The organism is Streptomyces sp. NPDC048481 (genome assembly GCF_043200075.1).
Lineage (GTDB): Bacteria > Actinomycetota > Actinomycetes > Streptomycetales > Streptomycetaceae > Streptomyces.
Genome location: NZ_JBICXC010000001.1, coordinates 318,988 through 335,196, shown reverse-complemented (window position 1 = coordinate 335,196; position 16,209 = coordinate 318,988). Strand labels below are relative to the sequence as shown.

The following is a 16,209-nucleotide window of genomic DNA, read 5'->3' as shown; positions in this document are numbered from 1 at the left end:
GGCCGCCGGATCATCGGCGGCCCGCTGTTCTAGCGTGCGGCGCGTGACGGTGAAGAGAAACCCTTGGCCCCGCCGCCTGGCGATTCCCGGAATCGTCCTCGCCTGCACGGGGGCGCTGCTCGGCGCCTCCGGGCCGCCCGGCGAGGAACACGCCCCGCGCGCGATGAACATCCTGCTGATGGGAACCGACGAACGGGACACCATCAGCGAAGCCGAGAAGCAGCAGTTCCATGCCGGCGGCCAGCCCTGCGGCTGCACGGACGTCCTGATGCTGGTCCACCTGTCGGCCCACCGGGACCGCGTCAGCGTGATCGGCATGCCCCGCGACTCCGCCGCGCAGATCCCGCCCTACCGCGAGGGGCCGGACGCCAAGGAGCGCCCGCCGCATCCGGCGAAGCTCAACGCGGCCTTCCAGGAGGGCGGCCCGGAGCTCGCCGTGGCGACCGTGGAGTCGATGACCGGGGTGAACGTCGACCGGTTCGTGCAGGTCGACTTCCGGCGCTTCATGGACACGGTGAACGAGGCCGGCGGCGTCGAGGTGTGCACGCCCCGACGGCTTCACGACTCCGCGACCGCACTGGACCTCGAGCCCGGAAAGCACCGGCTCGACGGCGGCCGGTCCCTGCAGTACGTCCGGTCACGGCACGTCGACTCCAGCGCCGACCTCGGCCGCATCCAGCGCCAGCAGCGGTTCCTGGTGCAGGCGTGGCGGGGGTTGCAGCTGCGCGGGCTGCTCGGCGACCCGGTGCGGGCGCTGCACCTGGTGCGCACGCTGCTCGGGTCCGGTCCGCAGGGCTTCTCCGTCAACGAACTCGTCCAGGAGGCGGTCGCGCTGCGCAGTCTGCCCGCCTCGGCCACGGAGTTCACCACGGTGCCGATCAGCGGGTTCGCACCGGCGTCCCTGGGCATCGGCGCGGCGCTGACCTGGGACGAGCACAGGGCGGACGAGCTCTTCGCGAAGGTGCGCAGGGACCAGCCCCTGGTCTCCGACAGCGACGACCCGCGGCCCGCCGATCCCCCGACCGTGCTCGGCAGCACGACGCCGGTGCGCGGGAGCGCGTACGCGTGCACGTGAGGGGCGTGCGCCCGCCGCGCCCGGTGCGCTGGGCCGATCGGGGCACAGCACGCAACCCCGGGCGGGTTGCGGGCGTTGTCGATCACGCAGCTCCTCCCCCGGAGTCCGCCTTTCGAAGGGAACGAACATGAAGAAGCTGTGGGCATCCGCGGCTCTCGCCGCCTCGGTCGCCGGCCTCGCGGCCGTCAGCGCCCCGCAGGCGCTGGCCATCGGCGACGACAGCGGCACCACGTCGGCCAGCGGCAACGGCGCCTCGTCGGAGTTCGGCAACTCGGCCACCTTCGGCGACATGAGCCCGCAGCTCTCGCTGGTCCAGGGGTCGCTGAACAAGCCGTGCGTCGGTCTGCCGGTGAAGGCGAACGTGCAGTCGCTCGTCGCGCTCCTCAACGTCGGCGTCCAGGACATCCCGATCCTGTCCGCGCCGCAGAACCAGCAGTGCGTCGAGAACAGCACCCAGGCCAAGGGCGACGAGCCGCTGTCGCACATCCTGGACGACATCTCGGTCCTCGCGGGCAACGGCGCCGGCAACGGCTGAGCCACACCCCGACGTTCCGCGACGGCGGGTCACCGGTTCTCCGGTGGCCCGCCGTTTCGCGTGCCGCGCGGTCCCGTCACCTCCGGTAGAGGTCCTCGATCTCCCGGGCGTACCGTTGCGCCACCGCCTGGCGCTTCACCTTCAGGGACGGGGTGAGCAGGCCCTCGGCCTCGCTGAACTCGCCGTCGACCACGGCGAAGGCGCGGATCGACTCGGCGCGCGAGACGGCCTCGTTGGCGTGGTCGACGGCCCGCTGGACGTCGGCGCGCAGACGGGGATCGTCGGTCAGTCCGGCGAGCGGGGTGTCGGCGGGCAGGCCCCGCACGGTCAGCCAGTGGGCGAGGGCGTCGGGGTCGAGCGTGACGAGGGCGGCGACGAAGGGGCGGCCGTCGCCGACGACGAGGCACTGGCCGACCGGGGCGCGGCTGCGCAGCCGGTCCTCCAGGACGGACGGGGAGACGTTCTTGCCGCCGGAGGTGACGAGGATGTCCTTCTTGCGGCCGGTGATGGTGAGGTAGCCGTCGTCGTCGAGCGCGCCGAGGTCGCCGGTGGCGAACCAGCCGTCGGCGAGAACCTCGGCGGTGGCCGCCGGGTCGTTCCAGTAGCCGGCGAAGACGACGTCGCCCTTGATCAGCACCTCGCCGTCGGCGGCGATGCGGACGGCGGTGCCGGGGACGGGCCGGCCGACGGTGCCGGGGCGGGGCCGCAGGGGCGGGACGAGGGTGGCGGCGGCGCTGGTCTCGGTGAGGCCGTACCCCTCGTAGACGACGATCCCGGCGGCGTGGAAGAAGAGGCTGAGGGTGCGGTCGAGGGGGGAGCCGCCGCTGATCGCGTAGCGCATGCGCCCGCCCAGCTCGTTGCGGATGCGCCGGTAGACCAGCAGGTCGTACAGCGCCCAGGCGGCGTAGAGGCCGGGGCCGGGGCCCTTTCCGCGGCCCGTGAACCGGTTCAGGTACGCCTCGGCGAAGCGCACGGCGACGCGTTCGGCGCGGTCGAAGGAGGCGCCGCGGCCGATCTTCTCGGCGGTGGCGCGTCCGGCGTCGTGGATGCGCTCGAAGAGGTAGGGCACGCCGACCAGGAAGGTGGGCCGGAACTCCTTGAGCGCCGGGCGCAGTTCGGCGGGCTTGAGGCTCGGGAAGTGGCCGGTCTCGATGCGGGCCGCCAGGCAGGCGATCTGGAGGGTGCGGCCCATGATGTGGGCGAGGGGGAGGAAGAGGAGGGTGGAAGCGGTCCGGCCGGTGACCTCCTGGAAGACGGGGTGCAGCAGTTCGAGGGTGTTGGCGGCCTCGGCGTGCAGGTTGGCGTGGGTGAGGACGCAGCCCTTGGGGCGGCCGGTGGTGCCGGAGGTGTAGCAGACGGTGGCCACGGCGTCGGGGGTGAGGGCGGCCCGGCGTCCGGTCACCTCCTCGTCGGGGACGCGGGCGCCGAGTGCGGTGAGTTCGGCCAGGGCGTCCTCGTCGAGTCGCAGGATGCGCGGGGGACGGGGGTGGTGCGCGGTGCCGGTCGTCGCCGTGACGGCGTTGTCCGCTGTCTCGGCGACGAGCAGGGTCGCGCCCGAGTCGCGGACGATCCAGTCGATCTGGTCGGCCGAGGAGGTGGCGTAGACGGGGACGACCAGGCCGCCGGCCGCCCAGACGGCGAAGTCGAGGACCGTCCACTCGTAGCGGGTACGGGACATGACCGCGACGCGGCCGCCCTGCTGGACGCCGGCGGCGATCAGGCCCTTGGCGACGGCGGTGACCTCGGCGGCGAAGGCGCGCGCGGTGACCGGTCGCCAGACGCCGGCCTCACTGCGGCGCAGGACGACGGCCTCCGGGGCCTCGGCCGCGTTGGTGAAGGGGAGGTCGGCGACGCTGCCCGAGGCGAGCGGCGGCGCCAGGGGCGCGGTGCGGGCCTCGCGCACCGCGCCGGTGTCGTCCCTGACGAGGTCGATCGTGGTGCGGGAGGCCAGGTCGGGGCGCCGTCCGGCCCGTTTCAGATCCCTGCGGACACCCATGGGCGGCCCTCCCGGTCGCGGCGCGGCTGGCGTGTGACGGGCGGTAACTTACTGAGAAGTAAGGTCGTGCGCCAGAGGCCGCGCGGGCCTGGCGTGGCGCCGCCGGGCCGGGCGGGGCCGCGTCAGGACACCACGTCCTTGCGGGCGAAGCCGCGGAAGGCGAGGGCGAACAGGACGAGGGCGTAGGTCACGGAGACGGCGGCGCCCTGGATCATGCCGGACCACTCGGGGGTGGGCTGGACCGCGTCGGCCCAGGCGAACTGCCAGTGCGCGGGCAGGAAGTCGCGCCAGTCGCCGAGGGCGGTGACGGCGTCCAGCACGTTGCCGACGATGGTCAGGCCGACCGCGCCGCCGACCGCGCCGAGCGGGGCGTCCGTCCTGGTCGACAGCCAGAACGCCAGTCCCGCGGTGACCAGTTGGGAGACGAAGACGTAGCCGACGACGACCACCAGCCGCTGGGCTGCGGCGCCCGGGGCGAGCGCGCCGCCGGTGGGCAGTTCGAGCGGGCCCCAGCCGTAGGCCGCGGAGCCGACGGCGAGGGCGACGACCGGCAGCAGGACCATCGCGGCCAGGCTGAGGCCGAGGCCCACGACGAGCTTGGACCACAGGAGGCGGGCCCGGGGCACCGGCGCGGCGAGGAGGTAGCGCAGGGAGGACCAGCCCGCCTCCGAGGCGACCGTGTCCCCGCAGAACAGGGCGACCGGGATGACGAGCAGGAAGCCTGCGGAGACGAACAGGTTGACGGCGGCGAAGTTGGCGCCGGACGCCGTCGCCGTGTCCATCAGGGTCACCTGGCCGTTGCGGCCGCCGGGCTCACCGCCGATGGCGAAGGCGACGAGCAGCACGAACGGCAGGACGGCGAGGACGCCGCCCATGACCAGCGTGCGGCGGCGCTTGAGCTGGCGGACCAGCTCGACGCGCAGCGGCAGGGTGCGGGACGCCTGGTAACCGGGGGCGACCTCGGTGAGGGTGCTCATGCGGGACCTCCGATCAGGGTGAGGAAGGCGTCCTCCAGGCGGCGGTGCGGGCCGACCGAGGTCACCGGCACGTCGAGCCGGACGAGGTCGGCGATCAGGCGGCGGGCGCTGCCGTCGGCGTCCAGGCGGACCAGCAGGCCGTCGTCGGCGCGCAGCGCGGAGGCCACCCCGGGCAGCGCGGCGATCTTCTCGACGACCGGCTCGTCCACGGGGGCGGCCGTGCCGACGAGGAGGGTGTCCCCGGAGCCGGTGATCTCGGCGACCGGGCCCGCCTGGACGAGCTTCCCGCGGTCCATCACCACGAGGTGCGTGCAGGACTGCTCGACCTCGGACAGCAGGTGGCTGGAGACGATGACCGTGCGGCCGGCCGCCGCGTAGCGGATCATCACCTCGCGCATCTCGCGGATCTGCGGCGGGTCGAGGCCGTTGGTGGGCTCGTCGAGGATGAGCAGGTCCGGCAGGCCGAGCATGGCCTGGGCGATGGCCAGGCGCTGGCGCATGCCCTGGGAGTAGGTGCGCACCGCGCGGGCCAGGGCGTCGCCGAGGCCGGCGATCTCCAGGGCCTCGTCGAGGTGGGCGTCCCCGGCGGGGCGGCCGGTGGCCCGCCAGTACAGCTCCAGGTTCTCCCTGCCGGTCAGGTGCGGCAGGAAGCCGGCGCCCTCGACGAAGGAGCCGACGCGGGACAGGACCGGCGCGCCCGGGCGGATCGCGTGGCCGAAGACGCGGACCTCGCCGCCGTCGGGCGTGATCAGACCCATCAGCATGCGCAGGGTCGTCGTCTTGCCGGCGCCGTTCGGGCCGAGGAGTCCGAGGACCTGCCCCTGCTCGACGCGGAAGGACAGGTCGCGCACGCTGTAGCGGTCGCCGCTCGCGTACTTCTTGCTCAGGCCGGTGATCTGGAGGGGGACGTCGGCGAGTGCGGGGTCGGGGGCGGGGCCCGCGGTGCGGCGGCGGGCGGACAGGAGCAGGGCGAGGGCGAGCGCCGCGCCGGTGAGGGGGAGCCACCACACCCAGGACGGCAGCGGGGCGGCGGCCGTGGTCACGGCCGGCGCGGTGGGGACCAACAGGTCGCTCTTCACGGAGACGGTGTACGTCGCCGGGGCGGTCGGGGAGGCGTAGCCGAGGTCGGTGGAGGCGAGGACCAGGCGCAGCCGGTGGCCCTCCTCGACCTTGTGGTCGATCGCCGGGAGAGTGATCGTCACGTCCCTGCCCTTGCCGGCGTCTTCGACGCGGACCGGGCTGACGAGCTGGGAGGGCAGCACCTGCGCGCCCCGGCCGCCGCCGACGTCGTAGACCTTGGCGAAGAGGACGGCGGTGCCGGACGTCGACCTCACGTGGACGGTGACCGTCGGGGAGCCGGTGATCCGCAGGTCGCCGGTGACCGGGGCGGAGTCGAAGGCGGCGTACTGGCCGGGGAAGTCGAGGGAGAGGCCGACGCCGAGGGAGGAGAGCCGGGCGAGGCCGCCGCCGCCGAGGCCGGGCAGGGCGGAGACGGCGGGCGGGGTGGCGCCGGGCGGGTTGGCGAAGGACTGCTCCTCGCGGCGGCCGGTGAGCGTGAAGGAGCGCTCGTGGTCGCTCAGGCCGGGGTAGCGGTCCGCGCTCGCGCCCCGCAGTTGTGCGGCGCCGTCGGTGGAGTCGACGCCTCCGGTGCGGGTGACGCGGAAGGCGGGGCCGGTGCCGGCGGACCGCTCGCCCTTGAGGTAGCGGTCGAACCAGGCGTTGACCCGGGCCTGGACGCGGCCGGCCTCCATGTCGCCGCCGTCGTGGCCGCCGGCGATCCAGTCGACGTCCACGGGCGCACCGTTCGCGCGGATCGCCTTCTCGGCCGCGTCGGCCTGGGCGAGGGTGAAGAGGGAGTCGGTCTGCCCCTGAAGCAGGAGGGTGGGGACCTTGATGCGGCCGGCGACGGCGGACGGCGAGCGCGCTCCGAGGAGCCGGCGGGCGGCGGCGTCCGGGGCGCCGGACTCGGCGACGCGCGCGTACATCGCCGCCAGTGCGGGGGTGAAGCGGGCGGCCCCGCCGCCGGTGTTGAAGAAGACCCCGGCCCACAGCTTCTTGAACACGCCGTCGGGGAACAGGGCGTCCGCGAGGTTCCAGTAGGTGATCGAGGGGGCGATGGCGTCGACGCGGTGGTCGTACCCGGCGGCCAGCAGGGAGACCGCGCCGCCGTAGGAGGCGCCGGCGACGCCCACGCGCGGGTCGCCGGGCTTGTCGAGCTGCACCTCGGGCCGTTTCGCGAGCCAGTCGATCAGCCGGGAGACGTCGGCGACCTCGCCCTTCGGGTCGTTCAGGCCGATCTTTCCGGTGGACCTGCCGAAGCCGCGCGCCGACCAGGTCAGCACCGCGTACCCGTCGCGGGCGAGCTTCTCGGCCTGCGGCCTGACGTCGTCCTTGCTGCCTCCGAAACCGTGCGCGAGGAGCACGGCGGGGCGCCGGCCGGGGCCGCCGGAGGTGAAGTAGGAGGTGTCCAGGCGTACGCCGTCCACCGTCATGACCCGGTCGGCGCCGTGCACGGCGGGTGTGTCGTCGCCGGCGGCGACGACCGTCCAGGTACCGGCGCCGGCGAGTACGACGACGGCGGCCACGGCGGAGACGATCCGTCGTGGCCGTCGGGGCCGCCGTGGTCCTCGCAGACCGGGCAGTCGAAGATCCATGCTTCAACCGTACGGGGTCGGCCCGGTGGGGAGAGGGCGACCGTGGGCCGAATCCGCCGCCCTCCCGGCGGCGTACACCGCGGTCCCCGTGTACCACGGACGCGGTATGCCCGCGGAGGTCAGGAGCGCGCGTCCTCGGGGAGGGACACCAGCCAGCGGGTCGCGCGGCGCGGGCGGAGGTAGAGGGCCCAGTAGAGGGTGGCGGCGGCGGTGATGCCGCCGGTCCACAGCAGGTAGCTCGTCTCCTGCTGGATGAGGACGTAGCCGAGGACGGCGATCAGCAGGACGGGCAGGACCGGCCACAGGGGCATGCGCCAGGCGGCGGTGTGCCGGTGGTGGCCGCGGCGGGAGAGCAGCGCGGCGACGGCGACCAGCAGGTACATCCCGGTCACCGAGACGCCGGTGACGCCGTAGAGGGTGTCCAGGTTCACGAAGCAGAGCAGCGCGCCGGGGATGCCGACGGCCAGGGTGGCCACCCAGGGGGAGCCGAAGCGGCCGAGCTTGGAGAAGACGTCGTTGACGGGCTGCGGCCAGGCCTTGTCGCGGGCGGAGGCGAACAGGACCCGGGAGTTCTGGATGACCATGACGATGCCGGCGTTGATGATCGCGAGCGCCACGCAGAGGCTGACGAAGGCGCCGACGGCCGAGTTGGACCAGGCGGTGACCATGGAGCCGATGTCGCCGCCGGTGAGCTGGGAGAGGTCGGAGGCGCCGAAGGTGATGGCGACGACCGGGACCAGGATGATCACCGTGGAGATGGCGAGGGTGGCCAGGACGGTGCGGGCGACGTTGCGGCGCGGGTGCTCCAGCTCCTCGGAGAGGTAGACGGCGGTCGAGAAGCCCTGGGTGACGAAGAGGGCGATGGCCAGGCCGGAGACGACCAGCATGGCGGTCACCGTGTCGGTGCGGCCGTGCGCGCCGGCCACCTGCATCGAGACCAGGCTGCCCGCGCCGCGGTGGCCGTGGGCGAAGCCCAGCACGGCGACGACGGCGGCCGCGATGACCTCCAGGACCAGGAAGACGCCGGTGATCCAGGCGTTGGCGCGCAGGTCGAGGAGCCCGGCGAGGGTGGCGAGGAGCATGACGCCGGCGCCCGCGAGGGCGGGGTCCAGGTGGACGAGGGGGGCGAGGTAGTCGGCCGTGCCCATGGCGATGACCGGCGGGACGATCATCACGACGAGCAGGGAGAGGACGAAGACCAGCCAGCCGGCGAGCCGTCCGGCCAGCGTGGACACCATGGCGTACTCGCCGCCCGCGCTGGGGATGAGGGTGCCCAGCTCCGCGTAGCAGAACGCCACGGCGACGCAGAGCAGCGAGCCGATCGCGATGGTGAGCGCGGTCGCGGTGCCGAGGGAGCCGAAAAGGTCCGGGACGACGACGAACAGGGTGGAGGCGGGGGTGACGCAGGAGAGGGTCAGAAGCGTGCCGCCGACGACTCCGATGGAGCGCTTGAGCGTCTGGGGGCTGTCGGACGCCTGAGGGAGGGCGGTCTCGACAGGGCGGAGCGTGTCGGTCATGCGGCGGTTCCGATCGACTCGTGCGGCGGGTGAGGGGCGGGAGCGCTATCGCCTCCGGCGGCTCGGTCGTACGTCGTTCCGTCCGCTCCCGGCGGCTGCATGGAATCCCGACGGAAACCGCCGCGTCAATAGGTGTTCACCTACGGAATCCGTCGTCCCGACGACCCCTGGATCGCGGATACGGCATTTTCGACGTGCTCCTTCCGCCCCGTCGCGCGTACGGGAACCGCACGTCGGGCGGCAAAAAAGTGGGACGACGTTCGGCATGCGGACGTGTCAGTGTGTCCCGATAGGGTTCGGGGATCACAGATCATGCACAGGGGTGGGGACTCATGAAGGCGAAGTACGCGGGGGCCTGGACGGCGGTCACGGCCGCGGCTCTGATCACGACGACCGGGTGCGGCGGCCAGGCCGCCGAGGGGGCGGCCAAGGCGGTGAACGCCACGGACGCGATCATGGCGGCGCTCGGCCGGGCTACCGACCGCACCGAGCAGCTCGGCTCGGCGGAGGTGAAGATGACCACCTCCATCGGCGCGGGCGCTCCCGTGACCATGGACGGCACCTACTCCTGGGGCGACGGCTACGCGTTCGACGTCCTGATGGACACCGCTGCCGCGAAGATGCAGCAGCTCCAGGACGCCCCGAAGATGCGCATGCTCTTCGTGGACGGCGCGTACTACTACGACGTCGACCCGCAGGCCTCCGGTCCGCTCAAGGGCAAGGAGTGGATGAAGATCGACGGCTCGGCCGTCTTCGGCAAGCAGGGCGCGCAGGCGCTCAGCGGCGACAACGGCAGCCCGTCGGCCTCCATGAAGAGCCTGAAGTACGCCGACGACGTCGAGAACCTCGGTTCGGAGAAGATCGACGGCAAGGCGACCACGCACTACCGGGCCGTCGTCGACCAGGCCGGGATGGGCAAGTTCAAGAAGGCCTACGGCGACAAGGACAACCTCTTCGGCTCGCTCACCGGCGGCGCCACCTCGATCACCATGGAGGTGTGGGTCGGCCCCGAGGACCTGCCGGTCCGGATGATCCAGGAGATCGGCTCCATGAAGGTCACCATGGACTTCGAGAAGTTCGGCCGGACGGCTCCGGTCGAGGCGCCGCCCGCCGCGCAGACCGGCGACCTCACCGAGGCGGTCAAGGCCGCCGGCACCACCGCCGGCTGACGGACGCGGGCCTCGGCCCGCCCACGGCGACGCCCCGCCCCCGGACGGGGACGGGGCGTCGTGCGCGTCGCGGGCTCAGTGGTTGCGGGGGAAGCCCAGGTCGACTCCGCCGGGGCCGTCCGCGGGGTCGGGCCAGCGGGTGGTGACGACCTTGCCGCGGGTGTAGAAGTGCGTGCCGTCGTTGCCGTAGATGTGGTGGTCGCCGAAGAGCGAGTCCTTCCAGCCGCCGAAGCTGTGGTAGCCGACGGGAACCGGGATCGGCACGTTCACGCCGACCATGCCGGCCTCGACCTCCAGCTGGAAGCGGCGGGCCGCGCCGCCGTCCCGGGTGAAGATCGCGGTGCCGTTGCCGAACGGCGAGGCGTTGATGAGCGCGATGCCCTCGTCGTAGGTGTCGACGCGCAGCACGGTCAGCACCGGGCCGAAGATCTCGTCCTGGTAGGCCTTCGCGGTGGTCGGCACCTTGTCGAGGAGGGAGATGCCGATCCAGTGGCCGTCCTCGAAGCCGTCGACGGTGTAGCCGGTGCCGTCGAGGACGACCTCGGCGCCCTCGGCCGCCGCGCCCGTCACGTACGACGCCACCTTGTCGCGGTGGACGGCCGTGATGAGCGGGCCCATCTCGCTCGTCGGGTCGTTGCCGGGACCGATCTTGATCTTCTCGGCGCGCTCGCGGATCTTCTGCACCAGCTCGTCGCCGATCGCGCCGACGGCGACGACCGCGGAGATCGCCATGCACCGCTCGCCCGCCGAGCCGTACGCGGCGGAGACGGCGGCGTCGGCGGCCGCGTCCAGGTCCGCGTCGGGCAGGACCAGCATGTGGTTCTTCGCGCCGCCCAGCGCCTGGACGCGCTTGCCGTTCGCGGAGGCGGTGGTGTGGATGTACCGGGCGATCGGCGTCGAGCCGACGAAGGACACGGCCTTGACGTCCGGGTGCTCCAGGAGCCGGTCCACGGCCACCTTGTCGCCCTGCACGACGTTGAACACGCCGTCCGGGAGGCCGGCCTCGGACAGCAGCTCGGCGATCTTCAGCGAGGCCGACGGGTCCTTCTCGGACGGCTTCAGCACGAACGTGTTGCCGCAGGCGATCGCGATGGGGAACATCCACATCGGGACCATCGCCGGGAAGTTGAACGGCGTGATGCCCGCGACGACGCCGAGCGGCTGGCGGATCGACGCGACGTCCACCCGGCTGGCCACCTCGGTGGACAGCTCGCCCTTGAGCTGCACGGTGATCCCGCAGGCCAGGTCCACGATCTCCAGGCCGCGCGCGACCTCGCCGAGCGCGTCGCTGTGCACCTTGCCGTGCTCGGCGGTGATCAGCTCGGCGATCGCGTCCCGGTTCGCGTCCAGCAGCGCGCGGAACGCGAACAGGATCGTGCTGCGCTTGGCCAGCGAGGACGTGCCCCAGGTGGCGTAGGCGTCCTTCGCGGCCGCGACCGCGGCGTCGACCTCGTCCACCGAGGCGAACGCGACCTTCGTGGTGACGGCGCCGGTCGCCGGGTCGGTGACCGGCCCGTACGAACCCGAAGCGCCTTCGACGGTCTTGCCGCCGATCCAGTGGTTGACGATCTTCGTCATGACCGAGTGCTCCTTCACAGATGGCGGCGACGGGTGGAGACGTGCCGTTCGTACAGCTCACGTGCCTTCACCGCGGACGCTCGGGTCGCGGTCTCGGCCACAGGTACATCCCACCAGGCCTGCGCCGGCGGCGGGCCCGACACAGTGTCGGCCGTTTCGGTCTCGACGTAGACACATGTGGGAGTGTCGGCGCGGCGCGCCTCGGCGAGGGCCTCGCGCAGGTCGCGGACGGTCTTCGCGCGCAGCACGCGCATGCCGAGGCTGGCCACGTTGGCGGCCAGGTCGACGGGCAGCGGGGCCCCGGTGAACGTGCCGTCGTCCGCGGTGTAGCGGTAGGCCGTGCCGAACCGCTCGCCGCCCACCGACTCCGACAGGCCGCCGATCGACGCGTAGCCGTGGTTCTGCACGAGCAGGATCTTGATCGCGATCCCCTCCTGCACGGCCGTCACGATCTCCGTGGGCATCATGAGGTACGTGCCGTCGCCGACCAGCGCCCACACGTTGCGCTCCGGCGCGGCCAGCTTCACACCGATGGCGGCCGGGATCTCGTACCCCATGCAGGAGTAGCCGTACTCCAGGTGGTACTGGTCCCGCGAGCGCGCCCGCCACAGCTTGTGCAGGTCGCCGGGGAGCGAGCCGGCCGCGTTGATGATCACGTCCGACTCGTCGGCGAGGGCGTCGAGCGCGCCGAGCACCTGCGCCTGGGTGGGGCGCACGTCGGGCTCGTCGGCCTCGTAGCAGGCGTCGACGCGCTGCTCCCAGCGCTCCTTGTCCTCGCCGTACTCGGTGACGTAGGCGTCGGCGACCCGGTGTCCGTGCGTGCGCAGCGCCCCGGTCAGCGCCTCCAGTGCGCTGCGGGCGTCCGCGACCAGCGGGAGGCCGGCGAGCTTGTGGCCGTCGAAGGAAGCGATGTTGACGTTGAGGAAGCGGACGCCGTCACCCTGGAACAGGGTGTGGGAGGCGGTGGTGAAGTCGGTGTAGCGGGTGCCGACGCCGATGACCAGGTCGGCGGTGCGGGCCAGTTCGTCGGCGGTCGCGGTGCCGGTGTGGCCGACGCCGCCCACGTCCTGGGGGTGGTCGTGGCGCAGCGAGCCCTTTCCGGCCTGGGTGGAGGCGACGGGGATGCCGGTGGCCTCGGCGAACTCGGCGAGGGCCTCCTCGGCCCGGCTGTGGTGGACCCCGCCGCCGGCCACGATCAGCGGGCGGCGGGCCGCGCGGACCGCCCGGACGGCCTCGGCGAGTTCGGCCGGGTCGGCGCCGGGCCGGCGGACCGTCCAGGTGCGCTCGGCGAAGAACTCGTCGGGCCAGTCGTGGGCCTCGGCCTGGACGTCCTGGGGCAGCGCGAGGGTGACCGCACCCGTCTCCACCGGGTCGGTGAGCACCCGCATCGCCTGGAGCGCCGCCGGGATCAGGGCCTCGGGGCGGGTGACGCGGTCGAAGTACCGCGACACCGGCCGCAGACAGTCGTTGACGGACACGTCTCCCGCGTAGGGGACTTCGAGCTGCTGGAGCACCGGGTCGGCGACCCGGGTCGCGAAGATGTCGCCGGGCAGCAGCAGCACCGGGATGTGGTTGACGGTGGCGAGGGCGGCGCCGGTGACCAGGTTGGTCGCGCCGGGGCCGATGGACGTCGTCACCGCGTGGGTGGACAGGCGGTTCGACTGGCGGGCGTAGCCGACGGCCGCGTGCACCATGGACTGCTCGTTGCGTCCCTGGTGGAAGGGCATCTCGTCGCCGTACTCGACCAGCGCCTGGCCGAGGCCGGCCACGTTGCCGTGGCCGAAGATGCCCCAGGTCGCGCCGATCAGCCGCTGCCGTACGCCGTCGCGCTCGGTGTGCTGCGCGGCCAGGAAGCGCACCAGCGCCTGGGCCACGGTGAGCCTCGTGGTCATCGGTAACCCCCTTCTGCGTGGGCCGGGTGGAAGCAGATCCGCCACTCGCGGGTCTCGCCCGGGCCGGCCATGACGTTGAGGTAGTACATGGCGTGGCCGGGCTGGGCGATCGACGGGCCGTGCCAGCCGTCGGGGACGAGGACGGCGTCGCCGGTGCGGACCTCGGCGAGGACGTCGGAGCCGCCCTCGCGGGAGGGCGACACGCGCTGGTAGCCGAACCCGTGCGGGCCGTCGATCTCGAAGTAGTAGATCTCCTCGAGCTCGGCCTCCTCGCCGGGCCGGTGCTCGTCGTGCTTGTGCGGCGGGTACGAGGACCAGTTGCCGCCGGGGGTGATCACCTCGACGGCGATGAGCCGGTCGCAGTCGAAGGCGTCGGCGGACGCGAAGTTGCGCACGTGGCGCGACTGGGCGCCGCTGCCGCGTTCTTCGACGGGGACCTCCGGCGCGGGGCCGTAGCGGGCGGGGAGTCGTCGCTCGCACTTCGCTCCTGCCAGGGCGAAGCGGCCTCCCGCGCCGGAGGCGATCTGGACCCGGGCGTCGCGGGGAACGTACGCGAAGTCGGAGACCGACGCGAACACCGTTTCCCTGCCCAGGAGTTGGAACTCGTTTTCGTCAGTGCGCACGGTACATCCGCCTGCCAGCGGAAGGACGATCCACTCGCTGTCACCGGTGGTGAAGGTGTGGGCCGCGCCCGGCTCCAGCTCGACGACGCGCAGGCTGCAGTAGTCCCAGCCGGCCCGTTGGGGGTCGATGTCGAGCGTGTAGCGGTCGCCGGCGGTCGTGCCGTGCGGGAGGTGGAGGTCGGGGACGTGCGGGTCGGGGTGCGGCTCTCGGTGCGTCATGCGGCCCTCACAGGAGTCCTACGGCGATGTCCACGGCGGCGGCGACGTCCCCGTCCGGCGGGTAGAGCAGCGAACGGCCGACCACCAGGCCCTGGACGGTGGGCAGTTGCAGCGCCCCGCGCCACTTCTCGTACGCGACGTCCTGTTCCTCGGCGGTGCCGCCGACCTCGCCGCCCAGCAGGACGGCGGGCAGGGTCGAGGTCTGCATGACCTCGGCCATGTCGTCGGGGTTGTCGGTGACCGGCACCTTCAGCCAGGTGTAGGCGGAGGTGCCGCCGAGGCCGGAGGCGATGGCGATCGACCGGGTGACGGCCTCGGCGGACAGATCGTTGCGCAGTCTGCCGTCGGGGCCGCGCCGGCTGATGAACGGCTCGACGAAGAGGGGGAGTCTGCGGGCGGCCATGTCGTCGACGGCGCGGGCGGTGGTCTCCAGGGTGGTGAGGGAGCCGGGGTCGTCGTAGTCGACGCGCAGCAGCAGCTTGCCCGCGTCGAAGTGGAGCCGCTCGATGTCCTGGGCGCGGTGGCCGGTGAAGCGGTCGTCCAGCTCGAAGACGGCGCCCTGGAGGCCGCCGCGGTTCATCGAGCCCATGACGACCTTGCCGTCGAGGGCCCCGAGCAGCAGCAGGTCGTCGAGGATGTCGGCGGTCGCGAGGACGCCGTCGACTCCCGGCCGCGACAGCGCGAGGCAGAGCCGTTCGAGCAGGTCGGCGCGGTTGGCCATGGCCAGCTTGGCCCCGCCGACGCCGAGCGCGCCGCGGGCCGGATGGTCGGCGGCGACGATCATCAGCCGGCCGGAGTCGCCCAGCAGCGGGCGGCGCGGACGGCGGGCGGCCGCCTCGGCGATCGCCTCGGGGTGCCGCGTGCGCAGCCGGACGAGTTCGCTGACGTCGACGTTCGTCACAGGACGGCCCCCGCCTCGATCGCGGCTTCCACTTCGTCCGGCGTGGGCATCGCGGATGAGCACTCCAGACGGGAGGCGACGATGGCGCCGGCCGCGTTGGCGTGGCGCATGGTCTTCTCCAGGTCCCAGCCGGCGAGCAGGCCGTGGCAGAGGGAGCCGCCGAACGCGTCCCCGGCGCCGAGGCCGTTGAGGACCTCGACCGGCAGCGGCGGCACCTGGGCCGACTCGCCCGCGCGGCTGACGGCGAGGACGCCCTCGGGGCCCTGCTTCACCACGGCGAGTTCGACTCCGGCGTCCAGCAGCGCCTGCGCCGCGGCCCGCGGCTCGCGCAGCCCGGTGGCGACCTCCACCTCGTCGAGGTTGCCGACCGCGACCGTGGCGTGCTTGAGGGCCTCGGCGTAGAACGGGCGGGCGGTCCCGGCCGGGTCGCCCCCGGCCGGGTCCTTCCAGAACATCGGCCGCCAGTCGAGGTCGAAGACCGTGATGCCGGCCTTGGCCCGGTGGGCGAGGGCGGCGAGGGTCGCCGTGCGGCTCGGCTCCTCGCTCAGGCCGGTGCCGGTGACCCAGAAGACCCGGGCCTCGCGGACGGCGTCGAGGTCGAGCTCGTGGGCGTCGATCTCCAGGTCCGGCGCCTTGGGCTGCCGGTAGAAGTACAGCGGGAAGTCGTCCGGCGGGAAGATCTCGCAGAAGGTGACCGGCGTCGGCAGTCCGGGCACGGCCGTGACCCAGCGGTCGTCCACGCCGAAGCCGCGCAGCGCCTCGTGCACATACGCGCCGAAGGGGTCGTCGCCGGTGCGGGAGATCACCGCCGTCTCCCGGCCGAGACGGGCCGCGGCGACGGCCACGTTGGTCGCCGACCCGCCCAGGAACTTCCCGAAGGACGTGACCTGCGGGAGGGGGACACCCGTCTGCAGCGGATAGAGGTCCACTCCGATCCGCCCCATGGTGATCAGGTCGTACGCCATCGAGTTCCCTTCACAGTCGGCTCGGCCCCGGAAAGAGGCCCACGGCACGTCCGCGGCGCACGTCCCGTATCGGCTCTCACGGCTTTCTAGCCCCGCACGCCGGACCCT

Annotated in this window: 12 protein-coding genes; 3 read left to right on the top strand and 9 right to left on the bottom strand. The window is 73.0% G+C overall.

Annotated features, from left to right (window positions below; genetic code table 11):
• Nucleotides 1-43 precede the first annotated feature (43 nt).
• Nucleotides 44-1,075 (top strand): LCP family protein, encoded by a 1,032-nt coding sequence (locus tag ACGFSH_RS01390; protein WP_393343790.1) that lies wholly within the window; start codon nucleotides 44-46, stop codon nucleotides 1,073-1,075.
• 127 nt (nucleotides 1,076-1,202) lie between these two features.
• Entirely contained in the window at nucleotides 1,203-1,610 is a 408-nt protein-coding gene (locus ACGFSH_RS01385) for a rodlin (protein WP_393343788.1), read from the top strand.
• A 76-nt stretch (nucleotides 1,611-1,686) separates the two neighbouring features.
• On the opposite strand, the gene ACGFSH_RS01380 is transcribed toward ACGFSH_RS01385, so the two are convergent.
• The 4 genes from ACGFSH_RS01380 to ACGFSH_RS01365 all read right to left on the bottom strand — a co-directional run bounded on the left by ACGFSH_RS01380 (nucleotide 1,687) and on the right by ACGFSH_RS01365 (nucleotide 8,754).
• Entirely contained in the window at nucleotides 1,687-3,606 is a 1,920-nt protein-coding gene (locus tag ACGFSH_RS01380) for an AMP-dependent synthetase/ligase (protein WP_393343786.1), read from the bottom strand.
• Between the two features lie 122 nt (nucleotides 3,607-3,728).
• Complete coding sequence (locus tag ACGFSH_RS01375) at nucleotides 3,729-4,583, bottom strand: ABC transporter permease (protein ID WP_393343784.1); 855 nt, start codon at nucleotides 4,581-4,583, stop codon at nucleotides 3,729-3,731.
• Nucleotides 4,580-7,237 (bottom strand): alpha/beta fold hydrolase, encoded by a 2,658-nt coding sequence (locus ACGFSH_RS01370; protein ID WP_393343782.1) that lies wholly within the window; start codon nucleotides 7,235-7,237, stop codon nucleotides 4,580-4,582. Before ACGFSH_RS01370 ends, ACGFSH_RS01375 begins: the two co-directional genes overlap by 4 nt.
• A 119-nt stretch (nucleotides 7,238-7,356) precedes the next feature.
• The gene (locus ACGFSH_RS01365; RefSeq protein ID WP_393343780.1) at nucleotides 7,357-8,754 is read right to left on the bottom strand and encodes an APC family permease; all 1,398 of its coding nucleotides are present in this window, start codon (nucleotides 8,752-8,754) and stop codon (nucleotides 7,357-7,359) included.
• Between the two features lie 332 nt (nucleotides 8,755-9,086).
• On the opposite strand from ACGFSH_RS01365, the gene ACGFSH_RS01360 reads away from it, so the two are divergent.
• Nucleotides 9,087-9,923, top strand: a complete 837-nt coding sequence (locus ACGFSH_RS01360) for a hypothetical protein (protein ID WP_393343778.1) — start codon at nucleotides 9,087-9,089, stop codon at nucleotides 9,921-9,923.
• A gap of 75 nt (nucleotides 9,924-9,998) precedes the next feature.
• On the opposite strand, the gene mmsA is transcribed toward ACGFSH_RS01360, so the two are convergent.
• From mmsA to iolC, 5 genes are read right to left on the bottom strand one after another with little or no spacing between them, the layout of a single operon-like run.
• Complete coding sequence (mmsA, locus tag ACGFSH_RS01355) at nucleotides 9,999-11,501, bottom strand: CoA-acylating methylmalonate-semialdehyde dehydrogenase (RefSeq protein WP_393343776.1); 1,503 nt, start codon at nucleotides 11,499-11,501, stop codon at nucleotides 9,999-10,001.
• Between the two features lie 14 nt (nucleotides 11,502-11,515).
• The gene (gene iolD / locus ACGFSH_RS01350) at nucleotides 11,516-13,393 is read right to left on the bottom strand and encodes a 3D-(3,5/4)-trihydroxycyclohexane-1,2-dione acylhydrolase (decyclizing) (protein WP_393343773.1); all 1,878 of its coding nucleotides are present in this window, start codon (nucleotides 13,391-13,393) and stop codon (nucleotides 11,516-11,518) included.
• Nucleotides 13,390-14,235 carry a 5-deoxy-glucuronate isomerase gene (iolB, locus tag ACGFSH_RS01345; RefSeq protein ID WP_393343771.1) on the bottom strand — a complete coding sequence of 282 codons (846 nt, stop codon included), beginning with the start codon at nucleotides 14,233-14,235 and terminating at the stop codon, nucleotides 13,390-13,392. Before iolB ends, iolD begins: the two co-directional genes overlap by 4 nt.
• A 7-nt stretch (nucleotides 14,236-14,242) precedes the next feature.
• A complete protein-coding gene (locus tag ACGFSH_RS01340) occupies nucleotides 14,243-15,136 on the bottom strand; it encodes a deoxyribose-phosphate aldolase (protein WP_393343769.1) in 894 nt (297 codons plus the stop codon).
• Complete coding sequence (gene iolC / locus ACGFSH_RS01335) at nucleotides 15,133-16,101, bottom strand: 5-dehydro-2-deoxygluconokinase (protein WP_393343767.1); 969 nt, start codon at nucleotides 16,099-16,101, stop codon at nucleotides 15,133-15,135. The genes ACGFSH_RS01340 and iolC overlap by 4 nt, the downstream gene beginning before the upstream one ends.
• Nucleotides 16,102-16,209: the final 108 nt, after the last annotated feature.